14 protein-coding genes are annotated in these 16,240 nt (G+C 67.2%); 7 read left to right on the top strand and 7 right to left on the bottom strand.

The window, feature by feature from the left end; genetic code table 11:
- Positions 1-876: ferritin-like domain-containing protein (locus EB084_06950; GenBank protein NDD27987.1), on the top strand; the 876-nt coding region annotated here is incomplete at its 5' end.
- A 10-nt stretch (positions 877-886) separates the two neighbouring features.
- On the opposite strand, the gene EB084_06945 is transcribed toward EB084_06950, so the two are convergent.
- Both EB084_06945 and EB084_06940 read right to left on the bottom strand, forming a co-directional pair.
- Complete coding sequence (locus EB084_06945) at positions 887-2,347, bottom strand: TolC family protein (GenBank protein NDD27986.1); 1,461 nt, start codon at positions 2,345-2,347, stop codon at positions 887-889.
- A gap of 42 nt (positions 2,348-2,389) precedes the next feature.
- The gene (locus EB084_06940; GenBank protein NDD27985.1) at positions 2,390-3,727 is read right to left on the bottom strand and encodes a porin; all 1,338 of its coding nucleotides are present in this window, start codon (positions 3,725-3,727) and stop codon (positions 2,390-2,392) included.
- 18 nt (positions 3,728-3,745) lie between these two features.
- On the opposite strand from EB084_06940, the gene EB084_06935 reads away from it, so the two are divergent.
- Entirely contained in the window at positions 3,746-4,948 is a 1,203-nt protein-coding gene (locus EB084_06935; protein ID NDD27984.1) for an MFS transporter, read from the top strand.
- A gap of 24 nt (positions 4,949-4,972) precedes the next feature.
- On the opposite strand, the gene EB084_06930 is transcribed toward EB084_06935, so the two are convergent.
- Positions 4,973-6,247, bottom strand: a complete 1,275-nt coding sequence (locus tag EB084_06930; protein ID NDD27983.1) for a glycosyltransferase family 9 protein — start codon at positions 6,245-6,247, stop codon at positions 4,973-4,975.
- Between the two features lie 74 nt (positions 6,248-6,321).
- Between EB084_06930 and EB084_06925 the strand changes: the two genes are divergently transcribed.
- Complete coding sequence (locus tag EB084_06925; protein ID NDD27982.1) at positions 6,322-7,167, top strand: alpha/beta fold hydrolase; 846 nt, start codon at positions 6,322-6,324, stop codon at positions 7,165-7,167.
- Positions 7,164-8,813: a long-chain fatty acid--CoA ligase gene (locus EB084_06920; GenBank protein ID NDD27981.1), complete on the top strand. Its 1,650-nt coding sequence runs from the start codon at positions 7,164-7,166 to the stop codon at positions 8,811-8,813. The genes EB084_06925 and EB084_06920 overlap by 4 nt, the downstream gene beginning before the upstream one ends.
- 58 nt (positions 8,814-8,871) lie before the next feature.
- On the opposite strand, the gene EB084_06915 is transcribed toward EB084_06920, so the two are convergent.
- Entirely contained in the window at positions 8,872-9,285 is a 414-nt protein-coding gene (locus EB084_06915; protein NDD27980.1) for a hypothetical protein, read from the bottom strand.
- 253 nt (positions 9,286-9,538) lie between these two features.
- Between EB084_06915 and EB084_06910 the strand changes: the two genes are divergently transcribed.
- Positions 9,539-10,852, top strand: a complete 1,314-nt coding sequence (locus EB084_06910) for a DUF2314 domain-containing protein (protein NDD27979.1) — start codon at positions 9,539-9,541, stop codon at positions 10,850-10,852.
- On the opposite strand, the gene EB084_06905 is transcribed toward EB084_06910, so the two are convergent.
- Positions 10,807-12,066 carry a hypothetical protein gene (locus EB084_06905; GenBank protein NDD27978.1) on the bottom strand — a complete coding sequence of 420 codons (1,260 nt, stop codon included), beginning with the start codon at positions 12,064-12,066 and terminating at the stop codon, positions 10,807-10,809. The two genes, EB084_06910 and EB084_06905, sit on opposite strands and share 46 nt — an antisense overlap.
- A gap of 30 nt (positions 12,067-12,096) precedes the next feature.
- Between EB084_06905 and EB084_06900 the strand changes: the two genes are divergently transcribed.
- Positions 12,097-12,768 carry a hypothetical protein gene (locus tag EB084_06900; protein ID NDD27977.1) on the top strand — a complete coding sequence of 224 codons (672 nt, stop codon included), beginning with the start codon at positions 12,097-12,099 and terminating at the stop codon, positions 12,766-12,768.
- Between the two features lie 21 nt (positions 12,769-12,789).
- Here the strand turns inward: EB084_06900 and EB084_06895 are convergent, their stop codons facing one another.
- Entirely contained in the window at positions 12,790-13,107 is a 318-nt protein-coding gene (locus EB084_06895; GenBank protein ID NDD27976.1) for a hypothetical protein, read from the bottom strand.
- 342 nt (positions 13,108-13,449) lie between these two features.
- Here EB084_06895 and EB084_06890 point away from each other — a divergent pair, with 342 nt between their 5' ends.
- Positions 13,450-15,009, top strand: a complete 1,560-nt coding sequence (locus tag EB084_06890; protein ID NDD27975.1) for a hypothetical protein — start codon at positions 13,450-13,452, stop codon at positions 15,007-15,009.
- Positions 15,010-15,047: 38 nt separating this feature from the next.
- Here the strand turns inward: EB084_06890 and EB084_06885 are convergent.
- The coding region (locus EB084_06885) for an alpha/beta hydrolase (GenBank protein ID NDD27974.1) at positions 15,048-16,240 on the bottom strand (1,193 nt) is incomplete at its 5' end.

The raw sequence follows: 16,240 nt of genomic DNA, 5'->3' as shown, positions 1-16,240 counted from the left end.
CGCGGCGCCGCCATCGAAGCCGGCGGGTCGCCCACGCTGTTCTCGCTCGATCGCAAGATCGAGGTGTGGGCCGACCAGGCCCCCCGGCTCTATGCCCAGGCGGCGGCCCACCAGTGGGACCCCCAGACCGCCATCGACTGGAATGCCCCCATCGGACACGACGACGTCATCGAAGACGCAGTTGTTCGCGTGATGGCCTACCTCATCGAGAACGAGGAGGCCGCCCTGGTGGTGCCCGCGCGCTTCCTCGGACGGGTGCACCCCCACTTCCGAGAGATCCAGCAGGTGCTTGCGATACAGGTCGCCGACGAAGCGCGCCACATCGAGGTGTTCACCCGCCGCGCAAACCTGCGCCGCCCCATGCGCGCCCTCTCGACGGTGGGAGGGCGCCGCTCGTTGCAGACCCTGCTCGAAGAACCGGACTTCGCGGTGGCCACCTTCCTGCTCTCGGTGCTGGGGGAAGGCACGTTCCTCTCGCTGCTGGCCTTCCTCGAGCGCCATGCCCCCGACCCGGTGACCCGCCAGATCGCCCATCTGACACGCCAGGACGAAGCCCGCCACGTCGCCTTCTCGATGGCTCATCTCGAGCGTCTGCTCACCCTCGAGCCTTCGTGGAGGGCGCGCCTGGCCGCATCGGTCGAAAGAAGGCACGACGCGCTGGCGTCCACCGCGGGGCTCAACGAAGAGGTCTTCGACGCACTCGTGCTGCTGTCTGCGGGCTCGATTCGCCCCGCGGACATCACCGTGGGCTGGAACCGCGTGCAGACCCTTCAGCGCGAGATGCACGAGAGCCGGCGCATGCGCCTGTCACGGCTTGGGTTTGCCACTGATGAAGCCGAACGTCTCTCGGGCCTTCACACCAGAAACTTCATGTGAGCGCAAAGCCCTAGAGATCGTCGGTCGGGCGCTGCTCGGGAGCCTTCACCGGAGGCGCTTTGTAGGACGGGCGATAGATGGGATCATCTGTCTCCTCGGGAACGTCCTGCGGCACGTACCCCTCGGGGAAGATCGCGTGCCCCGCGGTCCAGAGCGTGTTGATGCGCGCGACGTGGAACTGCGCCTCGGCCTGGATGTAGAGCTGAAGCGCATCGCGTGCTGACCTGGCTGTGTTGACGGCCTCGTCGACCATCAGGCCACCGCCAGGAAAGCGGTCGCGCACGCCCTTCCATGCGTCAACGGCGGTGTGGTACTGGGCAGAGAGACCACCGTGGCGGCGATCAGCGGCCTGGTATGACTGCCACGACGTCATCACCTCGGTCTGCACGGCCAGCATGACGGCCTTCACCTTCTGCTCGAGCGCCTTTGCCTCGAGCTTTGCCCCTTCTCGCTCGGCGTGGGCGCTGCCCCAGTCCCAGAGCTGAGGGAAGGTCACGAAGATCTGCTCGCCCCGCTGTCGGCGGATATAGGGCTCCTCGAACCAGAAGGCGGTGCCGTAGGCGAGAAGGCCCACGGTGGGCGCGCCGCTGCGCATGCTCACCTCGTAGCGCATGCGCGCCGCCTCGGCGTTCTTGCGCGCCGCCAATATCTCCGGACGTGCGAGGCTGTGCGTCATCAGCTCATCGAGGGAGGTGAGCGCGGGATAGGGATCGTGCGGTTCGGATGACAGACGACCGTTGAGGTAGATGGGCGTCTCGAGATTGCGCGCCATGACGGCGTTCAGCAGACCCATGGCCACCTCACGATCTCCCTCCTCCAACGCGAGATCATTGTCTGCGCGATCGAGCTCGGTGCGCAGGCGCAGCTTCTCGAGAGGGGTGTAACGTCCCGCCTTGTCGGAATCCGCCACATGAAGCATCTGTTCGAGCAGCATCCGATACAGAAAGACGACGCGACATCGGCGAATGGCCTGCCAGTAGGCGAAGTACGACTTCAGAACGGTGCGGGCCACCAGGAGACGGGTGGTGCCGAGGTCGGCGCGACGCGCCTCTGAATCGGCCTTGGCCGCTTTGCGGCGATACGCCGGTCGATCGAACAGATCGAGGGGGATGAGCAGCTCATTGCGACGCGGCGTGATGCCGTCGGAGTACAGGCTCACTATGGCGCTGGGGTTGGGCTGCTTGCCCGCGCCTTTGAGCAAGGCCTCGGCCTTGGCGAGCAGGGTCTCCGCCACCTGCACCGTAGGCTGCAGATGGAGTGCGACGTTGAGCGCATCAACGAACGTGAGATTGCTGTAGGTCACGGGCGGCGGAGACGCTTCCGCGGGCGATGCGCTCACGGATGGCGAGGCAGAAGGGGCGGCCGCGGGCAGCGGCGCCCCCCCGGCCGGAGACGCGCTAACGCCGCCACTCTGAAGCATCAGCATCATCGCAGCAGCCGCTGCGATGCGTCTCACCCTGTCACGGTTCATTCCTGGACTCTGCCTCTCTTGTCTGCTCTGGTGCGTGATGTATCAGCGCCACGAGAACGGGTGCTGATACATCACGCCGATGCCGATGATGGTCTGGCCCTTGCGCGTGCCGGTGTCGAACGAGCGGGCGTTCGACCAGTCGCGACGGATCTCCGGACGCACGACGAAGTCGCCCATCTTGATCTCTGGCGTGAAGGTGATGGCCTTGAGCACCTGCGGCGTGCCCGTGAGCGCGCCGGTGCTGTCGTTGACGAACTCCGGCCGCAGCGCGAGCGCGAAGGTGGGGGTGATCTGGCGCCGGAACCACAGGCCCGCGGCGTTCCAGTGGGCGTTGCCGGGGACGAGGCCGGGCACGTTCGACTCGTTCCCGTAATCGATCTCGCCCACGATCTGGGTGTCCTTGTCCGGCTCGAAGGTGAGCACCACGTCGTACATCGCACGCAGGTTGCGAGAGTTGCCGAACTGCTGCGGGCCGATGATGGTGTTGACATTGGCGGTCCACTTCTCGTCGAACGTGTAGTAGAGCCCGAAGCCATAGGTGAAGCCACGGTTGCGGTTCGAGAACGAATCCCAGGCGTTCGTGGCATAGAGATGCGTCTCGAGACGCTCGCTGAACGGGTAGCGCAGGTGCAGGCCGGTCAGCGTGTTCGGATTGAGGAAGTTGTACATCAGACCGGTGGAGTAATTGAAGTTGTCGATGGCCATGGGGTTCTCGAACCCCTGGGTGGCGATGAACTTCCCCACGTCGATGTCGAGGCCGTTCCCCAGCGGCGCCTTGAAGCGCAGAAGCCCCTCGAACAGATCGACCTGCGAGGCTTCGGTGCCCAAACCGTTGGCGTGCACGACGCGGGCGATCTGGCCTCCGATGACGTTCACCCGAAAGCCGACAGGCTGATCGAGGGTGGGCTCCTTCTCAAGCAGAACCTGCAACGCGTCAAGGGTGAGGGCGTTGGCGCGATAATCGAACTGATGGTAGTCGTTGATCTCGGGATTGGGGTGGTTCAGGTTGTTGAGATACCCCCCCTGCGCGTAGACCCGCCCCGACCACCTGTCCACCTCATCGGAGGGGGAAGCGGGGGTGGGCGACGCAGCGGGGACTGCAACCGAGGGTGAGGCCGAAGGCACGGCTCCATCGGCCCAGACAGGGGGTGGCGTGCCGCAGCAGGCCCCGATGATGAGCGCGCAGATGATCGGAGACGCGATCTTCGCGTCTCGATTCGCGCCAAACGCCCACGTGAAGGGCCCGCCAGGAACAAACTGCGCCAGGGCGACCAGGAACCCGGCGAGGAAGAAGATAAGCACCTCGCAGAGTTCGCACTCCGCGCCACTGATCCTGTTGGACGGTGCCGCACGCCCCCCTCGGAGAATCGTTTGCAGAATCGCCCCCGCTCAGCCCTGATGTTCGTGATCGTGACCCTGCTGCTCGACGTGCTCGGCGTGGGCATCATGATTCCTGTCCTGCCTCGCCTCATCGCAGACTTCCACGGGGGAGACCTCTCGCAAGGCGCATCGTCGTTCGGACTCGTGATGGCCGTGTACACGCTCATGCTGTTCGTGTTCTCGCCCGTGCAGGGGACCCTCTCCGACCAGCTGGGGCGAAAGCCCCTGCTGTTCGTGTCGCTCAGCGGCACGGCCGTCTGCTACTGGTTGCTCTGGCAGGCCCCGAGCCTTTCGTGGGTGTTCGCGGCGCAGATCATCAACGGCATCTCCGGCGCCAGCATGACCGTGTGCTCTGCCTGCATCGCCGATGTCACCCCCCCGCAAGAGCGCGCCAAGAGCTTCGGGCTCATCGGCGCCACGTTCGGGGTGGGGCTCATCCTCGGTCCGGCGCTGGGCGGCGCGCTGAGCGCATTCGGGCTTCACGTGCCGTTCATCTTCGCGATGGTGCTGGCCCTCGTAGACCTCGCCTACGGCATCGCGGTGCTCCCCGAGACCCTTGCCCCGGAGAACCGAAGACCCTTCTCGTGGAGCAGGGGGAATCCGGTCGCCGCCTTGCGCCTGCTGACGCGCTCGCGCACGTTGATGGGGCTCTCGACCCTTCTCGTGTTCACCATGCTCGGGTTGCAGTGCCTGCGCGCGACCTGGGTGCTCTACACCACCCATCGCTTCCACTGGAGCACCGCACAGAACGGGTGGACCTTCGCGCTCATCGGCGTCTTTGCCGCGGCGCTGCAAGGCGGAGGGCTTCGGGTGTTCATCCGGCGGTTCGGCGAGCTCGCAACCCTGCTCGCGAGCCTGGCCCTCGGCGCGCTCAGCTACGTGCTTTTCGGAATGGCCACCGGGAACGCGCTGATGTACGTGGGAATTCCGCTGTCGTGCTGCGCCAACCTCGCCGTGCCCGTGGTCCAGGGACTGGCATCTCAAGAGGTCGACGAGTCAGAGCAGGGACGGCTGCAAGGCGCACTGGCGGGTCTGACCACCCTGTGCACAACCCTGGGCACCCTGGGCGCCACCCGCGTGCTGGCCTGGTCGACCGCGGCGGATGCCAGCGGAATCCCCGAGGGCACGGTCTTCTTCGTGGGGGCCGCGCTCTTCGTCGTCGCATTTGCCCTCGCGCTGACCTCGATGCCGCGACGTACGCAGATCAACGCCGCCTCTTGAGCGTCGACCCGTCTCCGCTGACCCTCAGCGCGCGACCGCCGACGCAGACAGCGCCTCGGCCACCTTCACGTACACGTCTTCGACGGTGATGGCCTGCATGCACACATTGTTGCGACATGGCGAGAAGCGATGGTTGAAGACGTTCACGCAGGGGCTGCAGGCCAGACCCGCCCACACCACCGACCCGCGACCGCCGAGGGGCGCGTAGAGCAGCGGCGTCTCCGGCCCGAACAGGGTGATGGTGTGCACGGCCGACATGGCCGAGAAGTGCGCCGGACCGCTGTCGTTGGTGACGAGAACGCGTGACAGCCCATACAGCGTGAGCAGCTGGCGCATGCTCGTTCGCCCCGCCATCGACACCGCGCGCGACGACCCGAGCGCGCGCACCAGGCCCTCGGCCTGGGCTGCTTCGGCAGGCGCTCCCGTGAAGACCACCGTCACCTCCGGATGCGCATCGAGGATGCGTCGCGCAAGGCTCTCGAAGCGCTCGGTGGGCCACTTGCGCAACGGCAGCAGATCACTGGCGTTGGGGTTCAGCAGCACGATGGCCGCCCCTTCGCCGACTCCCTGCTCGCCCAGCAGGGCGCGAACCTGATCGAGATCGGCCTGGCTGGGCTGATACTGGGGCACCGACCCCTGGCGCGGCGGGGGCACGCTCTTCAGGAGGGGCAGATCGTCGGGATCGGCCACCAGCGACTCGACCAGCAGCTGCGACATCACCGAGGTGTGCACATAGGCGTTGTAGGCCACGCGATGCGTCATCAGGTCACCGCGATAGGGCCCCTCGTTGGTGAAGGGGTGCAGGCCCACGCGACGGCGCGCTCCACAGAGGTAGGCGAAGATGGCCGAGGCGCGGGCAAAGAACTCGAGATCGATGGTGGCGTCGATGCGCTTCAGGCGCAGCGTGAGAATCGATCTGACGACGTCGCCGACGAACTGCAGCGGCTTGTCGGTGCGCACCGTGAGGATGTTCTCGCGAGGGATCACGTCGAGCAGCTCGAGGATGGCCCGATTCTCCTCGAACACCCAGAAGTAGACGTTGTCTCGCCCCACGAGCTCGATGGCCCGCGTGATGGCCGGATGGGCGATGAGGGTAGCGCCGAGCTCGGTCATCTTGATGAAGAGAATCTTCTCGAGTGGACCGCGAACCCGCTCGCGACCGCCCCGCAGCAGCTTGAAGAGGCTGCGCAGGCAGGTCAGCAGGAAGCACAGGGGAACGCCGACCCACTTGTCGACATCGCGGATGAGAGTGGGCGTGAGCAGCTTCTTCTTCTGGGGAGCGGTAGGATTTTCGGACATGGCGGCGGTTGGTTCAGCATACGAAGGCCGAACCCCTCTGTCCGGCTCGACCCCGACCTCACGACCCGACCCCGATGATCTCACCCTTCGCGGGAACCGCTGCCCTCGCTGACGAAGGCTTGCCCGCCATGGAGCAACGTCGACGTATCGAGCTCGACAGCGACCCGCCGATGACCATGAGCGTCATCGACGTGGGGCCGCCGAACGCGAGCCAGGCGATTCTCTTCATTCACGGCGCCGGCGGCAACGCGACGCACTGGCGGCACATGATTGCCCACTTCTCTGCGGAGTGGCGCTGCGTGGCGCCAGACCTGCGCGGGCACGGCCTGTCCGACGCGCCGGACAGCACCTACGCCCTCGACGAGCTCATGCACGACATCGAGCGGCTGGTCGATCGGCTCGCGCTGCCGCCGCGGTTTGCAGTCGTCGCGCACTCGTTCGGCGGCGCCCTCGGCATGACGTACGCCACGCGCCATCCGGAGCGGGTCGATCAGCTGGTGCTGATGGCCACGGCCAGCCTCATCCCCTTGAACGGCTTCCTCAAGGTCGTGCTCAAGCTGCCCCCCTGGACCCTCGAGCTCATCAAGCGACTCGCGCCCGGACGCCTGTCGTGCTCGGCCCACGTGCTGCAGAAGTTCGTGCCCCGCTGCGTGTTCCCGTTCAACGGGGAGAACCTCCTCGGGCATATCGAAGCCCCCACGCTGGTGATCATCGGCGAGCGCGACCGCGTCGTGCCCCGGCTGGCGTCACAGATGATGGCGGATCGCATCCGCGACGCCCGCATCGAGATCATCCGACACGCCGCGCACATGCCGCTCATCGAGCGCCCTGACGCGGTGAACCGCGCCCTCGCGCGCTTCCTCGAGAAGCGGGTGATGTCTTGGCGCGGCACGGCCGAAGAGGTGGAAGCGGCCCCATGACCCGACGCCGTCCCTGGCTATCGCACTACGACCCTGGCGTTCCCGCCGACATCCACACACCGGAAGGGCTGCTGGGTGATCGGGTCGGTGAGGCCGCGCGCCGGTGGCCGGACCGCGTGGCCCTCACCTACTACGAATACGACCTCACCTACGCCGAGCTGGCCACCCAGGTCAATGCGTTCGGAAGAGCGCTCGTCGCCAAGGGGTTGCGCCCTGGAGAGCGCGTGATGCTGGCCCTTCCCAACATCCCGCAGGCCGTGATCGCATTCTACGGGGCGCTCGAGGCGGGCGCGGTGGTGGCCCTGTGCGACCCGCTGTCGCCGGCCGACGACATCGCCTACAAGGTGCGTGACTGCAGCCCCCGCTTCATCGTGGCGATACGCCCCATGCTCCCCGCGCTGCTCGAGGCCGGCGTGCCAGCCGCGCAGGTTGTGGTGACGCGCATGCGCGACTACCTTCCCACGATGCGGGGCGCTTTCGTGAGCCTCTTCGATCGGCGGGGAGCGATGACAGCGGCCCGCGCTGCAGACCTGCTCTGGATGCGCGATCTCATCGAGGATGCCCAGAGCCAGGCCACCGAGGTGGGGCGAGCAGAGGCCTCGTCCCCGCCGGCCTCCCCGGAAGCCGTGGCCGTGCTGGCCTACACGAGCGGAACATCGATGCGGCCCCGCGCTGTGATGCTCACCCACCGCGGCGTCATCGCGAACACCGAGCAGACCCGCCTGCTGCTCACCGACGCTGAGGAAGGCCGGGAGGTGGTGCTGGCGGCGGTGCCGCTCTCACACTCGTTCGGGCTGTCGTTCATGAACCTCGGCCTGTCGCTCGGCGCGCGCCTGCTGCTCGTGCCGCGCTTCAAGTCGAGCGACGTGCTCTCGCTCATCGGGAGGCATCGCCCCACCATCTTCCCGGGCGTGCCCGCCATGTATGTGTCGCTGGTGAACCATCCTCGGGTGAAGACGTACGCCCTCGGCTCCATCCGTGCCTGTGTGAGCGGCGGAACCCCGCTTCCGGTCGAGGTGCGCGAGGCGTTCGAGCGGCTCACCAAGGGGCGGGTCATCGAAGGGTACGGCCTCACCGAGGCCGGTCCCGTCACCCACGCAAACCCGTTCAACGCCCCCCGTCCGGCGAGCATCGGCGTGCCGCTGCCGTCAACTGACGCGCGGGTGGTCGACCCGTCGAGCGGTGCCGAGCGGGAGGTGGGCGAGATCGGTGAGCTCGAGGTTCGCGGCCCCCAGCTGATGGCGGGCTACTGGAACCGAGACGACGAGACGCGACAGGCATTCCGCGACGGGTGGCTGCGCACCGGCGACCTGGCCACCATGGACGCCGACGGCTACTTCCAGGTGCTCGGACGCGCCTGCGACGTCATCCGCATCGACGGGCACGACGTCTACCCGCGCGACGTGGAAGAGGTGCTGTTCGAGCACCCCAGGATACGAGAGGCCGCGGTCACCGGCGTGTTCAGCGACGGCGGCGTCGTACTGCGGGCCCACGTCGTGCCGCGGTATGGCGAGCGACTCAGGGCCACCGAGGTGATCGAGTTCTGCGCCGGGCGCCTGAGCCCCTGGAAGGTTCCCGCGCTGGTGAAGATCGAGAAGGCCCTCCCCCGAACGAGCGCGGGCAAGGTGCAGCGTCGCCTGCTGTAGACGGCGACGCGCCGCCTGCCACACGAGAGGTCAGCCGGACAGGCTGCGTACGCCTTTTTCAGACGTCGAGACCCTGCATCGCGGCCACCTGCATCTGCTGGTCACGGGCGATGAGCGCCATGGTCGCGGCGGCATTGGCGCTGTCGCCCTTCTGGGCGTACTGGGCGAGCTGCTGATGAAGGGTCTGGATCTCGCGCTGAAGGCCCTGGGCGCGGTTCGTGTTCGCGCCGCCCATCTTGCTCGCCTGGGGACGCACGTGGTGGAAGTGGTGACGGTGGCCGTGGGCGTGACGGCGGTTCGCGCCGGAGAGCATCCGCATCGCCATCTTGCTGAGGGAGACCAGCTCGCCCATCGGGTTGCCCATCGCCTCTCCCTGAGAGAAGCATCCGCCCTGCACGATGGCGCCCATCATGCCCTGCGCGGGGGACGACTGCTGGGGGGTGAACATCGAGATCATCGAGATGAGCTGCATTGTGTGGTTCCATCCTCTCACGACTGGCGTCTCGCGCCGTTCTGTCCCCCTCATCATAGGCGGGGGATGTGAACCCCTCGGCATGGTTCGGTTAACGAAGTGTGAGCGCGATGTGAACATCAGCGACACGTTCGTGAACATTGCTGACCGAGATGTGAACAGCCCCACCCAAGAGCGGAGTTTTTCCTCGGCTGCCCCGCCACCGCTCCCGGAGACGAGGAACCCGTGGGGCGATCGGTGAACTTGGGGGCCGATGGCTGACATCGAGATTGCGCTGCACACCCGGCACACCTACACCCAGTCGATCTGGGTCGCCACGGGCGCCACCGTGCCCACGACCGACATGCTCCGCCGCACCTGCGCCGACTGGCTCGAGCGGTATTGCGAAGACCCCCTGCGCACCTCGTTGCACACCTGGCTCGAGGCCCATCCTCTCGACATTCGCGTCAACGAGGTGGGACGCACCCCCGCGCCCGCCCTGACGGCCCTGCGCCAGGCCGGCGCCACCGAGACAGAAGAAGGGCGCCTGTCGCGCGCCACCCACGAGATCACGGTGAGCGCCTCAGAGCTGCACGAGCCGCGGCTCGCGCTCTGGAACGTGCTCGCCGCGAGCCGGGCCATCGCGCTACAGCACGCCGGCATCGTACTCGACCGGGACGTTCCCCGCCTGGTTCCCATCCGGCTCTACACCCGCCGCATCGAGAGCGGCGTGCGCGTGGCCGACCACGTCACCATCCTCTCGATCCCCCAGCGCGAGGGCCGCGCCCATCTCGTGCTGCGCGGGCTGAAGAAGTTTCAGCTGCCCCTCATTCAGATCGACTACGTGGCCGCCGACCTGCAGCCCCAGACCGCCCTCGTGCTGCAGCTGCTCGCCCAGGTTCTGGTGCATCGCGCTCGCCGCCAGCTTGCCGCCACGCCACTGGGCAGTTCGACGCGCCTCATCGTGCCCGCGCAGACCCGCATCGATCTCGACCATGAGGCTCTTCGACGCATCGCCTGGAAGATCGACACCCAGCCGAACGCGAAGCGCGCCGTGCTTGCCCACCTGTCGTACGTCCCGGCCTCTGCCGCGCAGGAGGCCACCCTGCGACTCGAGCCTCCCCCCGGTTTCCGCGGCGACCCCCGCAACTGGATCGCCCCCCTGCTGGCCGAGCTGCTCGGAGGCCAGATCACCGAAATCACGGAGAGCGAGGCCGCGCGAGCCGCGCAAGACCCCATGCAGGCCGCCACCGAGAAGGCCATGGCCGAGCTCCCCGAGCTCAAGCGCCGCTTCCAGAAGGGGCTGCCCGGCGGGCACGACGTCTACGTCAAGCGCGGCTTCCCGCTGCCCGATGGCAGCAAGGAGTTCATGTGGATCCACGTGGCCAGCTGGTACGACGACCTCGTGCGCGGGCGCCTGGCCACCCACCCGCGCCACCGCACCGACCTGCACGCCGGCCAGACGCTGCAGTGCGCCGAAGACGACGTCATCGACTGGCTGCTCATCTTCCCCGACGGGCGCGAGATGGGCGGCTACACCGATCAGGTGCCACAGACCCGAAAGGTTCCGCGCCCGATTCCGTTCTGAGCGGCGAGACCCTCGCGCCAGGTGTTGAGGTGCAGCGCGAGCACCTGCGAGATGCCCCCTGCCGCGTCACGCTGGTAGCCCCCCGCCAGGTTCCAGGCGATGGGCATGCGCCCCTCGCCATGCAGCACATTGAAAACCATCTCGTCGCGACGCCGCATCTCCTCGGTGGTGAGAAGCCCCCCGAGGGGATCGTTGATGTGCGGGTCGGCCCCGGCCTGATAGAGCACGATGTCAGGCCCGAACGAGATGATCTCGTCGATGAGCTGCTCGAGCCGTCGCAGGTACGCGGCGCCGTCTCGCACCGCCTGCAGCGCCCCGCCCTGGGTCCACAGCCAGTGAAGACCGAGTCGCGAGCGGATGTCCTCGGTGCCGTTGCCGTAGTGCACGTCGCAGTCGAGCACCGCCACGCGGTCGGCGCGCCCCTCCGCGTGCAGCAGGGCGGCTGCCACCGCGAGGCCGTTGAACGTGCAGAACCCGCCTCCGTCATGGTACTCGGCGTGGTGAAACCCGGAGGTGGGGCTGCAGGTGATGGTCTCCCCCTCGCGCGCCGCCCGGGCCGCGTCGACAAAGGAACCGATCACATACGGCAGCGCGCGTGCAACCTCGGCGGAGCGATTGCCGAAGCCGTTTGAGCGACGGCAGGCCAGCACGTCGGCCACATACGACGGATCGTGCACACGCGCGATGTCGGCGGCGTCTACCGGTCTGGGGGCGACGATGCTGTCTCGCGAGAGCCCGACGTGCGTCTCGAGGGCGGCCACAAAAAGTGCCGGCTTGCCAGCACTGGGGGAGTACGAGTCATTGCTCGAGACCGACTGGAGCGGGGTGTAGAAGATCTTCATGAGCGCCATCCTCCTGCATTGCACGTCGCCGTCACGCAACGTAAGTGTCAAGAAAACACTACCACACCCTAACGTTAGTGTCAACCCAACACCTCCATACGCCCCCTCCACATTCAATATTCTGCGCGGGCGTTCACATTCAATATTCTGCGCGGGCAATCGCAGAACGGGAGGCGCGGTGGGGCGCGAGACCTGCGTTCTAGGATGTTCTGTGAAGATGACGTCAGAAGTGGAACGCTCCGAGCGCAGCTGCGCGCTGAGCGTGGCGGCAGCCTGAGCGAGACTTCGAGCGCAGCTGCGCGCTGAGCGTGGCTGCGCCCAGAGCGAGACTTCAAGCGCAGCCCCCGCGCACAGAGAGGCGCCCACGCGCATCGCGGAGAACTCCGCTGAGGTGAGGACGCCATGATCCCCTGGACCTGTCTCGACCAGTCGCAATCGCCCGGCGAAGGCGTGCTCTCGCTGTGGCAGCGCGGACACGAGTACGTCATCCGGCTCGACAACCAGGTGCTCATGACCTCTGCGCTGCACGGCTCCGAAGAGCGCCTGGCCACCCTGGCGTGCCGGGGCCTGCAGCGAGGACGCGTGCTTGTCGGGGGGCTGGGCATGGGCTACACGCTACGCGCCGCTCTCGACGCCGTGGGGCCACAGGTGCAGGTCGTGGTGGCGGAGATGTCGCCGCAGATCGCGGCGTGGAACCACGGGGTGCTCGGCGCGCTGGCGGGCGCACCGCTGCGCGATGCGCGCGTGCGCGTCGAGATCACCGACGTGGCTCGGCTCTTCGACCGCCGCGCCACGTGGGACGCCGTGATGCTCGATACCGACAACGGCCCCGAGGCCATGAGCGGGGGCATCAATCAGGACCTGTACAGCCTGGGCACCCTCGCGAAGCTGCAGCAGGCCCTCACGCCTCGAGGCCGGCTGGCCATCTGGTCGGCCTCAGACGCGCCAGCGTTCGAGAAGCAGATGCGACTGGCGGGCTTCACGTGCGAACGGCATCACGTGCCCGCGCGAGGGAAGCGCAGAGGGGGAACCCACACCGTGTTCGTGGGGTGCCCGGCGCGCGAGGCGCGCTGAGCCGGCGGCGCGAGGAAAGCGCTATCGGGTGACCTTGGCGTCTTCAACCAGCACGGGGTAGGTGTAGCCCGCGCCCACGTCCTTGTCGGTGTGAACGACGCCCGTGACCGTTATCGCGTCGCCGACGTTTGCCTCATCGCGGGTCGTGACCACCAGGTCGTTGGTCTTGTCGGTGTCGCTGCCCGAACCATCGCGCAGATGCATCCAGTTGCGACCGAGCACACCCGGCGTGACCTTCACAACCCTGGCATGCACAGAGACGCTCTTGTTCGCCAGGGCCTTGCCCTTCTCGAACACCTCGGCCACCGTGAACCCGTTGGGGCCGTCGGCCTTGGCCACCCGTGCGGCATCTCGATGCCGACGTGCGGGTTGCCGACGTGTGGATTGCCGACGTGTGGATTGCCCGCGGGCGCATCGCCCGCGGGGGGGGGCGTGCCGGGGGCGCTGCCCACGCCGCCACGCTCTTGAGCGGACGCGCTCGCCGCGCCTGCGGGCTGAACCCCTGAGGCAAACAAGATGACGTCGAAGGTGCGCTTCAGCGTCTTGCTCTCGAACCTCTCCATGGGCACGCCGTCAGGGATGGTCACCTCGGTGCCCACCGCCACAGCATGGGTCGGAACCGCGACCCACACATCGCCCTTCGCCGTCTTGATGCGAAGATAGGTGTAGCTCGGCACGTCGATGCGCTCTGCCACGGTGCCGTGCACGCCACCGGCGCGGCCAGAGACCGTCGACGCGCTCACGGCCCCTGCCTGGGGCGTGCCTGCGGTCGACGGGGTGACAGTCGAGGCGGGAAGCGATTCATTGTGGGCGCAACCGCCAACGCACCAGAGGCCTGCCGCCAGAAGCACGATCATCGACGGGTTCTTCATGGGGATCTCCACTCCGATGTTCTGGGCGCCACAGTCCCATCTCAACGAGAGCCACGCGGCGCGCCCCCCCTTTCCGCGCACGGGTCGCCCATTCCCTGCGAGGGCCGTGCCGGTTGCGATTCGATGGGCAGATCCACGATGGAGGGCTTGCAATACCCACCTGCACAGGAGCAGGCGGCGAAACCCCGAAAATCTGCCGATTCCCAATAGGAGGCCTCTCGTGGACACATTCCAGGAAGTCACGAGCGAATCGTGGTTTGGTCGGCTGGGCTCGTCGTGCGGCTCAGTCATATTCGGCATCGTTCTCATCGTGGTGAGCGCCGTCGCGCTCTGGTGGAACGAGGGGCGCGCTGTCACCACCGCGCGCAGCCTCGCCGAGGGCGGCAAGGCCGTGGTCAGCGTGGGGGCCGACAAGATCGAGCCCACCAACGAAGGCAAGCTCGTGCACGTCACGGGCGAGGCTACTTCCAAGGACGCCGTGAAGGACGCCGACTACGGCGTCTCGGCGCCATCTCCGTCGCTGCGGCTGGTGCGCAAGGTCGAGATGTACCAGTGGAGCGAGAGCTCGAAGACCGAGACCCAGACCAAGATCGGGGGTGGCACCGAGAAGAAGACCACCTACACCTACACCAAGGCGTGGTCGTCGACCCTCAACAAGTCATCTGAGTTCAAGCAGCCGAACGGCCACCAGAACCCGCCATCGATGCCGGAATCGAAGAGCTTCTTCTCGACCTCAGCCACCCTGGGGGCCTACAAGCTGAGCGATTCGCTCCTCGGCAAGATCGACGCCGCGCAGTCGGTCACCCCGGAGGCGAAGACGGTGAACGCATCGCCCCAGGGCGCGACCATGCGTGTGGTCAGCAACCAGCTCTACAAGGGCGCCGACCCCAACCAGCCTGGCGTGGGCGACGTGCGCATCACCTACACCTACGCAGGCCCCACCGCCGTGAGCGTGGTGGCGCAGCAGGCCAGCGGCGGCTTCTGCCCCTACCAGACGAAGAGCGGCGACGCGCTCGAGATGCTCTCGCCCGGATCGGTGAGCGCCGACCAGATGTTCAAGCAGGCGGCCGACGACAACAACACGCTCACCTGGATACTGCGAGGCGTGGGCTGGCTTCTCATGACCATCGGCATCGCGGCGCTGTTCAGCCCCCTCTCGACCTTCGCATCGGTGCTGCCCTTCCTGGGAGACATCGTGGGCTTCGGTGCCTTCTTGTTTGCCCTGGTGGCGGGCTTTGCCATCTCGACGACCATCATCGCCGTCGCCTGGATCGCCTACCGACCGCTGGTGGGCGTGGGGCTCCTCGCCGCGGTGATCTGCGTTCTCTATTTCGCAAAAAAAGTGGGAACCAACCGACGCACGAGCTGAGCGCGCGCGTGGGGGGGTAGCGCGATAGAGCGCCCCCCCTACCGTGAGCTCAAGAACCCGTCGAACCAGGGCTTTGAATCGACCAGGGCGTGCAGAAAGGTCGCGCGGTGATCGGCGCGCGCCCCTGCATAGCGCGCCTCGGTGGGTCCACACCCCATGATGGCGTGGAACTGGGCGGCCAGGCGCGCCGTCGAGGCCGGCACCACCTCATCGGCTCCTCCGTAGTAGGTGATGAGGGGGGTGTGGCTGCGCCAGCGGTAGGCGTTCGCCTCATCGATGATGCGCCAGTACGCGCGGGCCAGGTCGCTGGTCGAGCGCAGAAACGCCGGGGGCGTGAACACGTCGCATCGCTCCGGCGCCCGCTTGCCGAACTGCGCCCACGGAATCTTTCCCGTGTAGAAGTCGCGCGCGAGATCGACGTAGGCAGGACGGATGGCCTCGGCGGTGAGGCCGCTGAGCCCACGGTAGCGCTCGAGGGCGTTCATGTGCAGCGCGAGCACCTCCACCAGCCAGGGCGCATCTCCCGATTGGGGATTGCCGATCCAGCGATTCAGGGTGAGCACGAGATCGAGAGGCGCTCCCGCGGTCACGGCTGCGGTCACAGGTATCCCCACCTCCTCGAGGTGCCGCAGTAGCACCAGGGTGACCCAGCCGCCGTACGAGAACCCGCAGAGCAGCAAGCCACCGGGCTTCTTCCCCTCGACGGCCATCACATCGCGCCCGGCGGCGATCATGTCGGTGCAGGCACGCGCGTTGCACCCGCGCACGAGCACGGTGTCGGGCTCGGTCGAGAGACCCCGCCCGATGAAGTCAGACGCCACCACCACGTAGCCTTGCGATGCATAGCGCGCGAGCACGAGCTGGGTCTCGTAGTGCTTCTCAATGAACGAAGGCACCCAGGTGGCGTCAAAGGTGAGGCCGTGCTGATACGAGAGCATGGGCAGCACGGCTTCTCCGGTCTGGGGAACCGCCACCAGGCCAGAGACCATCGTGGGGCGATCGCCCTGCTCCGGCACGGCCGAGCGATAGAGCACCTGGTAGAGGCGCACCGCGAACCGCGCATCTCCGAACCCCTTGCGGTAGACCGCCGACGGCACGGGCGTGACCTTGGCGTACGCGTCGAACGCCGGCCCCATGATCTCGGCGAAGCGCGCCTTGTCGTAGACGCCGATCTCGCGATAGCGAACCCCGGAGGGAGTGCGTGCCCAGGCGGCGTCATCACCGGGCGCGG

This window comes from Pseudomonadota bacterium (assembly GCA_010028905.1).
Taxonomy (GTDB): domain Bacteria; phylum Vulcanimicrobiota; class Xenobia; order RGZZ01; family RGZZ01; genus RGZZ01.
This window is presented reverse-complemented; position numbering and strand designations above follow the sequence as displayed.

What these genes read in the sequence shown, in the direction of transcription:
- EB084_06935 (NDD27984.1), top strand. Translation starts at nt 3,746, where the DNA reads ATGTTCGTGATCGTGACCCTGCTGCTCGACGTGCTCGGCGTGGGCATC.
- EB084_06920 (NDD27981.1), top strand. Translation starts at nt 7,164, where the DNA reads ATGACCCGACGCCGTCCCTGGCTATCGCACTACGACCCTGGCGTTCCC.
- EB084_06905 (NDD27978.1), bottom strand. Translation starts at nt 12,066, where the DNA reads ATGCGCGTGGGCGCCTCTCTGTGCGCGGGGGCTGCGCTTGAAGTCTCG.
- EB084_06915 (NDD27980.1), bottom strand. Translation starts at nt 9,285, where the DNA reads ATGCAGCTCATCTCGATGATCTCGATGTTCACCCCCCAGCAGTCGTCC.
- EB084_06910 (NDD27979.1), top strand. Translation starts at nt 9,539, where the DNA reads ATGGCTGACATCGAGATTGCGCTGCACACCCGGCACACCTACACCCAG.
- EB084_06900 (NDD27977.1), top strand. Translation starts at nt 12,097, where the DNA reads ATGATCCCCTGGACCTGTCTCGACCAGTCGCAATCGCCCGGCGAAGGC.
- EB084_06890 (NDD27975.1), top strand. Translation starts at nt 13,450, where the DNA reads ATGCGCTCTGCCACGGTGCCGTGCACGCCACCGGCGCGGCCAGAGACC.
- EB084_06945 (NDD27986.1), bottom strand. Translation starts at nt 2,347, where the DNA reads ATGAACCGTGACAGGGTGAGACGCATCGCAGCGGCTGCTGCGATGATG.
- EB084_06925 (NDD27982.1), top strand. Translation starts at nt 6,322, where the DNA reads ATGATCTCACCCTTCGCGGGAACCGCTGCCCTCGCTGACGAAGGCTTG.
- EB084_06930 (NDD27983.1), bottom strand. Translation starts at nt 6,247, where the DNA reads ATGTCCGAAAATCCTACCGCTCCCCAGAAGAAGAAGCTGCTCACGCCC.